General features: G+C 51.2%; 13 protein-coding genes. 5 read left to right on the top strand and 8 right to left on the bottom strand.

Going from position 1 to position 13,368, the window contains the following annotated elements:
• Window positions 1-371 (top strand): hypothetical protein (locus OXH16_11455; protein MCY3682006.1); only part of this gene is annotated, 371 nt, incomplete at its 5' end.
• Between the two features lies 1 nt (window position 372).
• Window positions 373-1,167, top strand: a complete 795-nt coding sequence (locus OXH16_11450) for a sugar phosphate isomerase/epimerase (GenBank protein MCY3682005.1) — start codon at window positions 373-375, stop codon at window positions 1,165-1,167.
• A gap of 64 nt (window positions 1,168-1,231) precedes the next feature.
• On the opposite strand, the gene OXH16_11445 is transcribed toward OXH16_11450, so the two are convergent.
• From OXH16_11445 to OXH16_11415, 7 genes are all read right to left on the bottom strand, one after another.
• Window positions 1,232-1,906 carry an HAD family phosphatase gene (locus OXH16_11445; GenBank protein ID MCY3682004.1) on the bottom strand — a complete coding sequence of 225 codons (675 nt, stop codon included), beginning with the start codon at window positions 1,904-1,906 and terminating at the stop codon, window positions 1,232-1,234.
• Between the two features lie 17 nt (window positions 1,907-1,923).
• Entirely contained in the window at window positions 1,924-3,849 is a 1,926-nt protein-coding gene (gene dxs, locus OXH16_11440) for a 1-deoxy-D-xylulose-5-phosphate synthase (GenBank protein ID MCY3682003.1), read from the bottom strand.
• Window positions 3,850-3,931: 82 nt separating this feature from the next.
• Window positions 3,932-5,167 carry a hypothetical protein gene (locus OXH16_11435; GenBank protein ID MCY3682002.1) on the bottom strand — a complete coding sequence of 412 codons (1,236 nt, stop codon included), beginning with the start codon at window positions 5,165-5,167 and terminating at the stop codon, window positions 3,932-3,934.
• On the bottom strand, window positions 5,121-5,555 hold the full coding sequence (locus OXH16_11430) for a Rieske (2Fe-2S) protein (protein MCY3682001.1): 435 nt from the start codon (window positions 5,553-5,555) through the stop codon (window positions 5,121-5,123). Before OXH16_11430 ends, OXH16_11435 begins: the two co-directional genes overlap by 47 nt.
• 11 nt (window positions 5,556-5,566) lie before the next feature.
• Window positions 5,567-6,781, bottom strand: coding sequence for a thiol oxidoreductase (locus tag OXH16_11425; GenBank protein ID MCY3682000.1), 1,215 nt, complete (start codon window positions 6,779-6,781; stop codon window positions 5,567-5,569).
• A 222-nt stretch (window positions 6,782-7,003) separates the two neighbouring features.
• On the bottom strand, window positions 7,004-7,783 hold the full coding sequence (locus OXH16_11420) for an SDR family NAD(P)-dependent oxidoreductase (protein MCY3681999.1): 780 nt from the start codon (window positions 7,781-7,783) through the stop codon (window positions 7,004-7,006).
• Window positions 7,784-7,786: 3 nt separating this feature from the next.
• On the bottom strand, window positions 7,787-8,953 hold the full coding sequence (locus OXH16_11415) for a PmoA family protein (GenBank protein MCY3681998.1): 1,167 nt from the start codon (window positions 8,951-8,953) through the stop codon (window positions 7,787-7,789).
• A gap of 160 nt (window positions 8,954-9,113) precedes the next feature.
• On the opposite strand from OXH16_11415, the gene OXH16_11410 reads away from it, so the two are divergent.
• From OXH16_11410 to OXH16_11400, 3 genes are read left to right on the top strand one after another with little or no spacing between them, the layout of a single operon-like run.
• Window positions 9,114-10,040, top strand: a complete 927-nt coding sequence (locus OXH16_11410) for an NAD(P)-dependent oxidoreductase (GenBank protein ID MCY3681997.1) — start codon at window positions 9,114-9,116, stop codon at window positions 10,038-10,040.
• A gap of 16 nt (window positions 10,041-10,056) precedes the next feature.
• Window positions 10,057-10,995, top strand: a complete 939-nt coding sequence (locus OXH16_11405; GenBank protein MCY3681996.1) for a zinc-binding dehydrogenase — start codon at window positions 10,057-10,059, stop codon at window positions 10,993-10,995.
• Between the two features lie 16 nt (window positions 10,996-11,011).
• Complete coding sequence (locus tag OXH16_11400; protein MCY3681995.1) at window positions 11,012-12,640, top strand: glycosyl hydrolase family 32; 1,629 nt, start codon at window positions 11,012-11,014, stop codon at window positions 12,638-12,640.
• Here the strand turns inward: OXH16_11400 and OXH16_11395 are convergent, their stop codons facing one another.
• Entirely contained in the window at window positions 12,641-13,366 is a 726-nt protein-coding gene (locus OXH16_11395) for an NAD(P)-dependent oxidoreductase (GenBank protein MCY3681994.1), read from the bottom strand.
• Between the last annotated feature and the right edge of the window lie 2 nt (window positions 13,367-13,368).

The raw sequence follows: 13,368 nt of genomic DNA, 5'->3' as shown, positions 1-13,368 counted from the left end.
TGCTTGGCGATGGCGATGTGGATATCGAATGCGTGGTGAATACGTCGGTTATTACCGGTCCCTTATTTGGCGATCAGGGTATTAAACCGCCCAGGCGCATGTCTTATGCGCCGGCTGAAAGGGTCGGATTTCACGTTGGGTCGAGTGATCTGGAAAATGGTCCGGTGACAATGGAACTCGGTCCATTGAATCGGCGCGTGACCATTGATTTCGCACCCGGGGCACAGGCCGCGGGTGAGGTGTCGTTCGATTTTACTGATGAAGACGCAAAGCCGGGCATTAATCCGTATTATGTTCGCGTGGTGCAAACCGATATGGAGATGGCCTGGAGCAGTCCAATTTTTGTGGATTATGCCGTGGAGGATGATTGATATGGATGTGACGCGTATTTCAGCGTGTAGTTTTCCGCTTCGGGAAAGGGATCTGGATTATACTTTCAAGGTGATTTCCGAAGCGGGGTTTGACAAAATTGATCTGGTGGGGCGCATGCCGCATTTTTCGGTGACGGATCCCGATTACGATATGGACGAATTGCGTCGGGTATGCGATAAGTACGGCGTGGTGTTGGCAAATATCGGGTCGTACTGCGGGCGAGATTTTATCGCCACTTCAGGGGCTGAGAGACAGGCGGCAATGGATGAGATGAAAAAGACGCTGGATGTGGGGAAGGCGTTTGGTTCAAAGTCCATTCGCATTATGCCGGGTGATGGCAAGCGCGCTTCGATTGATACGATAGTGCCCTATTTTCGTGAATCTGCGGAATACGCCGAAAAATTGGGTATTTATATGGGGATTGAGAATCACGGCACTGAAATTTCTGGCAATCCAGAGGCTTGTCAGGAGATTTGTGAGAAGGTCGATTCAGAGTATTTTGGGATTTTGTACGAGCCGTGCAATTTGATGGCTGCAGGTGCAGATTATAAGTCCGCTTTTGATGTGTTTAAGGATTATATCGTGCATGTGCATATCAAGGATGGCGATTACAACTCGGAAGGGAAGTGGGAACGTTGCATGCTCGGTGACGGTATTATCGATTATCACTGGGTGTGGGATCAGGTGGAAGCACTGGGCTACGATCGGGACTATGCACTGGAGTTTGAGGTGGGCGATATCGAACCCGTTGAGACGGGGTACCGGAAGTGGTATGAGACGTGGGAGAAGGCGTGAGAATTAAAAATTAAAAATTAAAAATTAAGAATTAGGAATAGGAGGGTGATCGCTAACCGTTGCTTTACAATAGCTCAACTGCCGCGTCGAGGCGGGGGAGTATGCGGTCGGCGCTGTCGTGGTTTTGATGTGCGGTGAAGAAATTGGGTACGGCGAAGACGGTCATGCCTGCGGCTTTTCCAGATTGGACGCCTGCTGCACTGTCTTCAAATACGACACAGGTTTCGGGCGGGACATTGAGTTTTGCGGCGGTTTTGAGGTAGATTTCCGGGTCGGGTTTGGTGCGGGTGACGTCGCTGCCCGAAAAAATAGCCCCAAAAATGTCGTGGAGTGCGTTGGCATTTACGTGGGGCAAGACGCCGTTTTGAAGCGTGGCGCGCATGCGCTGGCGCGGCGTGGATGATGCAATGCCGAGTTTGTAGTGTTTGTTTTGAAGATGTGATAGCAGGTCGAGAAAACCGGGCATGAGGTCGATTTGATCGGGGTTTGAGATCGCGGTTTCAAACCGAGTCATCCAGGCTTCGTGGAAGTCTTCGGGACGGATCGGCAAGTCGTAGCGTTTGACGGCGTCTGCGCTGTTGTTTTCCACGGGATGTCCAACACAGCGCACATAACCTTCGCGCGGTATGTCAATCCCCAGTTCGTTGAGGGTCTGGTTATAGGTGTTGTAATAAATATTTTCCGTATCGACAATCAGGCCGTCCATATCGAATATGACGGCCTGGTATGGTTTATGCATTTATTTTTTATCTCCGCTCAATATTCAATGGGTTCTCGTGCGACAACGCGCTGGGCAGTGGCTGCAATCGCTTCGGGTGAGATGCCCGCTTCGTCGCGCAGCGCGCCCTGTGAGCCGTGTTGGAAAAAGCGATCGGGAATGCCCAGGGTGTGTACGCGCTGGCCCTCTCGCATCTGGTCGCTCAAATAGCGCGCAACGCCCGATCCAAACCCGCCTTCGATGGTATTTTCTTCGACGGTGATCAGGACCTGATAACGGTCGGCGAGATCGTCGAGCATTTCCAGATCCATGGGTTTGACAAATCGGCAATTGATCACAGCGGCAGAGATGCCGGCTTCCATGAGTTTTTCTCGCGCCTGACAGGCGTGATCTACCATTGTGCCCACTGCGAGGAAAACCAGATCTTCACCATCGGCCAATGCTTCCCAGGAACCGATTTTCAAGACTTCGGGATCGCGTCCCGTAAGCGGGGTATGCACGTTGCCGCGCGGATACCGAATGGCAAAGGGGTTATCGACTTGCTGTACCGCTGTGTATAACAAGTCGCGCAATTCGTCGCCATCTTTTGGCGCGCTTACGATCATATTGGGCACGCAGGTTAAATAGGACAGGTCAAAATCACCGTGATGCGTGGGACCATCTGCGCCCACCAGCCCGGCGCGGTCCATACAGAAAATCACAGGTGCCGATTGCAGGGCGACATCGTGGATGATCTGGTCGTAAGCCCGTTGTAAAAATGTGGAATAAATCGCTGCGACGGGGCGCATGCCCTCGAGTGCCATTCCGGTTGAAAATGTCACGGCGTGCTGTTCGGCAATGCCGACATCAAAAAAGCGGTCGGGATGCGCTTCAGAAAAAATGTCGAGACTCGTGCCTTCGGACATTGCGGCTGTTACGCCTACTATGCGACTGTCATTATTGGCAAGCTCGATCATTGCCTCGCCAAAAACCGTCTGATATTTGGGTAGCGGCGTTTTGGGCGATGGCGGGCTGATCGAATGATATTTTATCGAAGCGGCACCATACGGGTCTTCCTCGTCTTCTTGAATCGCGCCCTTGCCCTTAATGGTGTGTACGTGTAAGAGCACAGGACCTTTCAGATCCTGTACATTCTTCAAGGTTTTTACCATCTCTTCCAGATTATTGCCATCCAGAGGTCCCAGGTACAGAAATCCCAGTTCTTCAAAAAGAATGCCCGGTACCAGCAGGCCCTTTAATCCCTCTTCGAAGCCGCTCAGTGCGTGGCGCAAATTTGTACCGACAACGGGAATGCGCCCGGCCAAATTCCAGATTTCTTTTTTGATTTTTTTGTAAAGTGGATCATTTGTGATCCGATCTCTCACGCGATTGTAAATCGGATCGGTGATAATGCGCGTCAAATAATGCGAAATAGCACCGACATTGGGCGAGATTGACATGCGATTGTCATTGAGAATGACCAATAGATCGCGGTTGGATGCACCGGCATTGTTCAATCCCTCAAGTGCGATACCACTGGTTATGGCACCGTCGCCAATAACGGCGACTACTTTGTGTTTTTCGCCCATCAAATCGCGCTGTGTCGCAAATCCCAGTGCTGCGGAGATCGATGTGCCCGCATGTCCTACGGCAAATGTGTCGTACGGACTCTCTGATCGCATCGGAAACCCACTGATGCCACCAGGTTGACGAATGGTTTTGAGTGCTTCGCGTCGCCCGGTAAGCACTTTGTGTCCGTACGCTTGATGTCCTACATCCCACACAATTTTGTCTTGAGGCGTGTTGTATAGATGGTGCAAAGCCACCGTCAATTCCGCCGCCCCCAGGCTGGATCCAAAATGTCCACCAATCTCTGTCACCACGTCAATAATATATTGCCGCAATTCCGCACAGACCTGGTGCAATTCTTCTATTGATAGGGACTTTAAGTCGTCAGGTGAATTGATTGTTTCGAGAAGGGACATGATGTCTCTCCTTGTGACAGGGTCAGTAATGCTGTCCGCAACATATGGTTAATATAAGCAACACCTGAAAAATCACAAAGTTCTAAAAATATGTCGCAACACTGCATAGTACACCCGCGCCAGGTTCTTCGACATTGTTGCGATCGCGGCTCCAATTGTAGAGATAGTTGAATTTGAATACCGAATTCAGTGAAGGTCTAAAATTGAGCCCCAATGTCAGGCGTTTTTGGTGATCTCCTATCAGGTCGGTATCAAAATCGACCCAATCGCAGCGAACAACACCTTCGAAATAACCATCTGGAATCGTCGGTAGTGTATCTTTGAAAAACGATGCACTGCCTTGAATATAAAAACCTTGCTGTCTGGATGCATAAATCGATCCAATCAATCCAGGAGGCAGATCTATGGATGCCCGAGCGTATTCTCCCAAAAATTGCAATGATTTCCACGCATAATCAGCGTCGAGTGCAAAAATTGTCACATGTCGGGCTTCATCTATCGAAATATCTTCTAAAAACGTCGTGTTATATTGCCCCTGGTGAAAGGAGATCCCGAAATCTGCTTTGGGTATTGGGCTAATGCCTAATCGTCCTGTAAGTGCCGGGCTGTTATTGTTGTCTTCTACATTATGGCGTCCCTCGGCAATGCGAGTCCCTTCATCGCTCTCTCCTACCAGATCACTATCCAGACCATTTACAGCATACAGTTCATACGTCAGGCGCGTTGTGGGTGAAGGATAAAATGCGCCAAAAATTCCCGCGCCGGGTTCTGATAATGCCGTTGGAATGATCTGCGTACTCACCAGGGGGCGATCTGTCATCTTATTGGATGGGCTATCGTGGGCCAAATTGAATTTTCCCAGCGGCGAGAGCAACATGCCTGCTCGAAATGTGAGGGCTGGATGAAGTTCAAAATCGAGAATAGCCAACTCGAGCAAAATCTCCTCAGTACCTTCCTCAAACTCCAACTCAGCCGCCATCCTGAAACGCTCAGATACAAAAGAGTGAAAAAACATATTGAACCGCTTGGGGACAAATGTGCGCTCTTCCACAATGCCATTTGTCTTCTCAAATCGAAAATGCGCCTCGGCATATCCACCAAAATTTGCCCTGCCTGAAGCGAGCTTAAACAGATGGGGTTTGTCGTAAGATCCACCTTTTACAAAGGGTGGAGGTGCGTTTTCACCTTCTGTTTGGGCATCGATACGCGCGCCCAAACACATGACCAATGCCAACAAAGTGTGACTGAACTGTTTCATCATCATACCGCCTTCATCGAATATGAATCTCAATGCCTTCAGCAGATATTTTTGTTTCATAACGCGCCAGAGGTTGTTCTGCTGGACCGCGAACAGCATTGCCTTCCAAATCAAACGTCGATCCATGACAGGGACACAATAGGAAGTGATTTGAGGGTCTGACAAAACAGCGCAAATGCGTGCAAACAGCCGAAAACGCCTGATAAGCGTCTTTTTGTCGGATAAGGATGAGAGGATCTGTAATCCCATTGACACGAAGCTGAATCATCCCTCCCGACTGTCTCAGTTCGGGATAGTCCGTCGGATTGATCAGAACCCGGTCATTTGTAGTGCCAATCCGATAAACAGACGCGGTTGCACACGCAGAAGCCACACTGGCAACCAGCACATGTGAAGTCGCCAGGAACTCGCGACGCGTCAGATGAGATTCGCATTCGGATCGACTCATAACAATAGTGCCTATAGCGAAAGCAAAAACGCAAGCAGTGCTTCTTTATCCTCTGCGCTCAATCCCGCAAACCGCTCGCGTGAAGCCTGTGCTTCGCCGCCATGCGTCAAAATAGCTTCACTTAAATTGGTTGTGCGGCCATCGTGCAAATAGTGAACTGTGCCACCCAAATTATCAGCTGCCAGACGCAGACCCACAAGAGGAGGCGTGCGCCACTCGCGTCCATTGGCAGTCCAATCAGCTCTGTTATCAGCCAGACTTGGCCCCATATCGTGCAAAAGCATATCGGTATAAAGCGGCGCGTCAACAAAATTGAGAGAGGGTATTTCGCTCGGACCTGTTTTTAACACGGGCACATGGCAAGATGCACATCCTATCTGATTGAAAAGCGCATCCCCTCGGTGAACCTGAGGGGTAATATCGCCGCGTTTGGGCACAGCCAATGTGCGAATGTACATCAATACATCCAGCACTTCAGTCGCGGGTACCTCGGGGTCTGGCGCAATATCGCTCAAAGACAAATCAGCTACCCGTGGATGCAGTGATTCTTCGGGTATATAATCAGTCGTAATACCTATGTCGTCGTGGTAAGCCGCCACAATTTGGTGTAACAAGGATGCGACATTGGCCTTAAGGCCGAACCGGCCAACTGCCATGCCAGGTCCTGATCCATTCATATAAGGCGGAACAAAATCAGGTGGTTTTACCCAATTCACACGCCCGGAAATCCCGTCGCCGTCTGCATCTTCGGGATCGGCAAGCGCGATAATTGTTTCATCTGGGATAAACTCCATTAAACCCCGTGCAAAAACCGGGGGAGGCATTCGCACCGAAGTTTCAGCACCAGGTGGAATAGTCTCGGGATCCACCCCGGGAATGCTGCGATCCTGAAGCTGCGGTCCACCCAGTGTTGGCACGAGATCTCCGTTGATACTAAAACGCGTCAGTGCCGTTGCTGGCGTGCCTCGACCATCACCTGGATGACAGGTCTCACAACTCGGCTGATTAAAAATTGGGCCCAATCCATCTGAAATGGTAAAAATTCGGGCAAATTGTTCGTCGCCTCGGGCGAATGCAGCCATAATAGAAGGAGGATTGTCCATAGGGGCATCTGTTGTATCATCAGGTGCCGTTGTCAACAATTTGCCGCATCCCACGAATAACAAATAGATGATAAAGGGCGTTACACCACGGACAAGATCAGAAAAACAGAGAAGACGAGTCATAACCTTTTTTCTAATATAATTTTAAATTTTGATAAGAATTAAATTATTTTTAGTTATAGCTAAAAATATATTTATACTTCATAAAAGGTCAAGGGAAATTTTTTGCGCGATAGCAATCTCCAAGTTTTTACACAGGCTTTAAATTTACTTATTAAACACGAAATCGGGCATATCGTATGACTTGATATGCCCGATTTATCATTGTACAATAGTTTATTGTGCTCAAAAAGCCGTGGGTCTTCCCTGCGCACCATCTACGGGAATGGATGCGCCGTTGATCCAACTCGCGCGATCGGATGAGAGAAATACGACGACATCGGCGACTTCAAAGTCCGTGCCGAGTCGCTGTGCGGGAAATTCGCGCGTGCGGAATATTTCGTATTCTTCCGGCGTTTCGTTTTGGAAGCGTTCCCAGCCGCCGCCTGAGAAAAGGAGCGAGCCTGGGCAGACGGTGTTGACGCGAATGTTGTGGGCTGCCAATTCCCACGCGAGTGCGCCAGCGAGAAATATTTCAGCCGCTTTGGTTGCGCCGTATTGCGCGCCCCGGTTTGCGGGTTTCCAGCCCGATATGGAAGAGATGGTGACAATACTGCCACCATTTCTTTCGGTCATGTGGGGAATAGCTGCGCGGCTGGCGCGAACCGCGTGAAAAAGGTTGAGGTCAAAGGTTTGCTGCCAGTCGGCGTCTGTGGAGGTGAGCAGTTCGCGCGATCCGGCTGTGCCGCCTACATTGTTGACGAGGATATCAACGCCGCCGAGAGCATCTGCGGATGCATTGACGAATCGCTCAGTTTCGCCGGGTTCGGCTACATCGAGCGCGAGTCCAAATGTCTCGACGTCGTGTGCGCGAATTTCTTCGAGTGTTTTATCTATGCCCGCTTGCCCGCGCGCGCACAAGGCGATATTGCAACCTTCCGCGGCAAATCGCAATGCTGTTGCGCGACCAATGCCGCGACTGCCCCCGGTGATGAGGACGACTTTATCGGTGAGATTGAGGTTCATGATTTAATCCTGTTCAACCTTTGGTGGGTGGGCGAAGTCGTGATACCGCTCGCGGATATTGCCATCGGTGGCGTCGCCTTTGTGAAAATAATAGCGATAAATACCGACGAGTGACTCACCCTGCGAGAGTGTGTGATGCCCGCGGCGGCTTTCGTCCCCGTAAAAATACGAGTGTCCAAAGGGATTGGCTGTCATTAATCCGTAATTGCGCACATGCCAGTGCGTGGGATGCCGAAAGCTGTCGGGATGATCCATGATGGCAACACCTGTTATATTGCCATTTACTGGACCTGAATAATGGCACCATGGCGCGCGTTTTCCCCAGGTCTCGTCTTCATCAATGCCGCCAATGCCGTTCTCGATTTTCCCACCCAGGTCGCGTTTTACCTCCATTGTCTCTTCCACGCGAATAGACGCCAGACCGCCTTCTTTTGTGTCACCGAATAACACATCCATATTTCGGGCGATGAGCGTGAGGTGCAAATCCATGATTCGCACAGAAGAGGATGTGTTGTACACAACCCACTCTGCACGCTGATCCAAAATCTCGCGATTTCTACCCGGAGGCCCCGTCCAACCATCCATGCCCACCCAGTCGCTATTTGATACAATGCGCCCCAGGACAGGTCCGCTTTCGAGCAATTCAAAGTCACGGTGCAAGATCCGTCCGTGAGATTCGCCTTCTGACCAGTTGTCCGCACCGTTCACTTCTCCGTGTGCAATCCAGATGGAGCGATGGTGATGGTGATCCATTTCCCGTCCGTCTGCTGGCGTAGCCAACCGCCGCGTTACCGGGTCGCCATAAGGTCCGATGACGGGATACAAAAGTGGTCGTGCGAGTTCTGTGCCATGACAATAGGTCGTAAAATGCTGGCCGCCAATCGAGACAGAGACTTCATTTTCACCTTGTGTGACTTCCACACCATGTCCGGAGTTCGATGGTTCTTGTCCCAGTGTGAGTTCGTACTCGGCGGTTTTTCCCGCTTCGAGATGATCGACAATGAAATTGACCTGCAAACCGTTGCTCACGGACGTCACCTGACAGGGAACCTGGCTATTTCCCGTGCTCAAGGTCGCAGTTGTCGCGCTTTCTGTTTCGACCACCGTCGAAACCGGACAGTTGATCCGATTGTGAGGGCCTGCGTGAACGGTTAGTTTTACTGTTGCCATTGTTGTCCTCCGTAATAGTGATATAAGAATATATGTCGTGTATGAGGTTACGAAATCCATTGCCAAAGTCAAGCCTTTCGCACAAAGCCGTTGACATACCCCATGGGGGCAATTATCATAGGGCCGAAAAACTGTCAATTTTATTTTTGGGGAGATTAATATGTCCATTCTCGTTACTGGTGGCTCTGGCTTTGTCGGCTCATGGGTTGCCAAACTCCTCGCCGAAGAGGGCGAAGATGTCATTGCTTTTGATATGTTTGAGCGGCGCGACGATTTTTTGTCCCATGTGTCTGATCGCATCACCTTTGTTGAAGGCAATATCCTGGGCTTCGCTCATATCAATGAAATTGTGCGCAATAATCCGGATCTCATGGGTATTGTTCACTCTGCCGCGCTTTTGGGGGGCGATGTGCGCGACAATCCCCATTTTGCGACACAGGTCAATGTGGGGGGGACGCACAATATCCTCGAAGTCGCGCGACAGGTTGGCGGGCTGAAGGTCGTCTATGTATCCAGCGGCGCGGTTTATGGCAAGCAAGACGGACCGCTGACGGAAGATACGCCTATGATTCCCAGCGATCCCTATGGCGCGACCAAGGCGATGTCGGAACATCTTTGCCACCAGTATTATGCGACTTATGACGTCGATGTTCTGTGTGCCCGTCTCTTTTTTTTATATGGTCCTCCCAATGCCCCTGGCCCGGACGCGGGCTTTAATACGCGCATTTTTGCCGGTCTGAGTGGGCAGGATGTAAGTCTGCCTCGAGGCCGAGAGCAAAAGGCCGATTGGACTTATATTGAAGACGCAGCACGGGGTGTTTTGCTCATGCTCAGGGCGACAGATGTCGCCAGCCGATCTTTTAATATTGCGACGGGCACGTACAATCCCATTGACGAAATTATCGAAGTCGTGCGGCGGCATTCACCGGGCAATCCCCGGTATGAAGTTGGCCCGGGCGTCAATCTCGAGCGCGGCGCGCCACTCGATATTACCCTTGCCAGAGATCAACTCGGTTACGAACCCAAATACGATCTCGAATCCGGCGTGCGAACTTATCGCGCCTGGTTTGATCAACGACGTGTGTAAAAAATAGGAGAAGACAATGTCAAATAAAACACTGCGCTACTTAGACGATGGCAGTATTGAGCTGTTTGAAAGGGAAGTGTCCGATCCCGGAGAGAACGAAGTTCAAATTGAAGGCGGCGCATGTGGGATATGTTCGTGGGATGTGGTTACGGCTAAGCTCGGCAATCAGATGCATCCCATGGCACCGCCGGGACACGAAGGCGTTGGTTATGTCGCCAAAATCGGTGCTGGTGTCACGGGTTTCAAAGAGGGTGACCGGGTCGCTGGGGGTGGCTTTGCCAATGTCCGCAACTTATCTGCACAGCGCGTTTTCAAAATCCCGGAATCCGATTTGCCGGATGAATACTGGATTGTCGAACCCGTGTCCTGCGCCGTCACGGGCATTGACCATTGCCAGATTCAGCCCGGGAATCGCATTGTGGTCGTCGGCTGTGGATTTATGGGCTTGTTGATTCTGCAAGGGCTTCTGCGCTATCCCCTCGACGAGTTGATCGTTCTGGATATTGTGCAAAGCCGTCTGGATTTGGCGCAACACCTCGGCGTTGGGGAGGTGTATAACACGGCTGGGGCTGATCTTGCTGATCTGTCGTGGGAACTCAAGAGCAGAGAGATTGATGTGGTTGTCGATACTTCTGGCAGCCAGGCCGGTCTGGATCTATCTACTGATATTGTGAAGCGCGGCGGACGCATCAATCTTTTTGGCTGGCTCAAAGGTCAGACCGCCTCTTTTGATCCCACAAAGTGGCATTTGGGGGGATTTACCGTTGTCAATTCTGCGCCGGCTTCAAAAGTGCGGGACACTTTTGAACCTGCGATTCGCCTCATTCACAAAGGTATTATTGATCTCAAACCGCTGGTGACACATACGTCCGCGCTCGAAGATTATCCGTCTTTGATGGCGCAAATTTTGGCGGGTGATGAGAGTTATATTAAAGGGGTTGTGACGCTGAAATAGAATGTGGGATGAGATTATGAATACATCAGGTGAAACGCTGTACAATGGGATTGTGTTGCCAGAGGTCTGGCCTCCTCGCAATGTGGATGAAGGCGGCACGGCACCTGTTCCCGTTCCTTATTTGGACGATCCGCTAGAGGTGATTTGCATCGATTTGGGCAGGCAGTTGTTTGTGGATGATTTTTTGATTGCCTCTACTTCTCTGACAAGGGTTTTTGGTGAGGCAAAAATCCATGAGGCGAGTCCTGTTCTGAGTCCCGAGACGGATGAAGAGATGGACAATGGCTATTGTCCGATGGCTGCGCCGTTTAATGACGGCGCGTGGTACGATCCCGAAGATGGGTTGTTTAAGCTGTGGTACATGCCGGGCTGGTTTCACAGTACGGCACTGGCAATAAGCCGAGATGGTATCCACTGGGAGCGTCCAGATTTCGGTGTTGTGCGCGGTACAAATCTCGTATGGCCCAATCGGGATGGATACGATAGAGATGGATGTCTGGTGTGGCTGGATCACGATGCGGAAAGATCTGAAGAACGTTTTAAGATGTTTCAATATTATCGGTATGACACAGGGGGAAGCGCGACTGTATCAGAAGGCTGGTTGCACACTTCGCCCGATGGGATTCACTGGTCTGACCCCGTTGTGACAACACCCGTGGGCGATAATACGTCATTTTTTTACAATCCATTTCGCAAAAAGTGGTGTATGAGCATTCGGCGGCAGAGTGCCAATTTGCGCGCGCGATTTTATCGGGAGTGCGATGATTTTTTGCCTGCGTGGGATCAGGAGCGAGATGAGGTTCTCTGGCAGCGCATTGACAGTCTCGCACTGCCCGATCCCGCACTGCCCGATCACCGGGTCGCGCTTTACGATGTGAATGTAACGCCTTATGAGAGTTTGATGCTGGGGCTTTTCGCAATTTTTCGCGGACCTGAAAATGATATTTGTGCGGAGAGAGGCGTGCCCAAAACAATGGATTTGGAACTGGGGTATAGCCGCGATGGGTTTCACTTTAGCCGCCCCAATCGGACGCCTTTTCTCGCGTCGTCGCGCCGTATTGGCGATTGGAATCGGGCGTATTTGCACGCTGTGGGTGGTGTTTGTCTGGTGGTGGGGGATGAAGTGTGGATTTATTTTACGGGTTTTTCCGGTCAGTCACCAAAGCTCGGCGAGACAGATGTGGGGGCGATCGGGCGAAGTCGTCGCGTGATGTATGCGGGTGCGAGTACGGGATTGGCAACGATTCGGAGAGATGGTTTTGTATCTATGGATGCAGGTGCCAGTGGCGGTGTGCTGACCACGCGTCCTGTGGTTTTTAAGGGGCAGCGGTTATTTGTGAATGTGGAGGCGCCGAGGGGTGAATTGCGAGTGGAAGTCTTAGAAGAAAATGGGCGACCGGTCGAAGGTTTAAGTGCGGATCAATGTGTACCGCTTTGTGTGGATCGCACCTGTTGCGAGGTTTTGTGGACTTCTGGCAAAAATTTATCTTCGATTGCTGGGCGTCCCGTGGTGTTCAGGTTTTATTTGCGGTCGGGGCGATTATTTTCGTTTTGGGTTACAGATGATCCCAATGGGGCGAGTTCTGGATATCTGGCGGCTGGTGGACCCGGTTGTACAAAGGGGCGGGATTTGCCCGGAGGATGATCAGGTGGGCTTTGTCCAGTAGGCTTCGAGTTTGTCCTGGGGCTCAAAACCGAGTATTGTGCGTGCGCGTGTGTTTGGGAAGCGATTGTGCGGCAGGTCTGTGGTGATGAAAAAGACTTCAAAGCGCGATGGGAGCGTTTGAAGATCGACTTCTATGGCGCGCTTAACGGCTTGTGCGGCATCTCTGGCCGATATGCTGAGGGTGCTGTCATCGGTGTTGTGTGGGTCTGCGGTGGGTTCTCGAAAGCGCGAGAAGATGAGCGAGAGGACGTGTAGCGGATGGTGTTCGCTGAAGATCCGGCAGATTTCGAGGCCGAGGCCTTTGCTCATCGCATAGAGTTCCGTGCCGGGTTGTGGGGGGATTTTTTCAGAGATGGTATGGTCGTAATCGAGATAGGAAGGCCCGACGAGCGAGAAGCGCGGTCCCGTGTTGATAAAGCGTTTCATGCCATACGCAACTGCAGCGCGGAGCGCGTTGTGCGTTCCCATTGTGTTCACGCCAAAAGCAATTTTGCGATGGGTGCGCTGAACAGAGCAGTTGATGATGACATCCATGCCTTTGGCAGCGGACATGATCTGGGCGAAATCGGATACATCCACCTGTCGCGTGTCGTGCGGTGTATCTATGGGCATGAGGTCGGTGACGCGAAGGTGGTGGTGGTCTTCGAGGGCTTTGACGACGTAAGGACCGAGAAAACCATTGCCACCGAGGATGAGGACGTTCATGG

Source organism: Gemmatimonadota bacterium (assembly GCA_026705765.1).
Lineage (GTDB): Bacteria > Latescibacterota > UBA2968 > UBA2968 > UBA2968 > VXRD01.
This window is presented reverse-complemented; position numbering and strand designations above follow the sequence as displayed.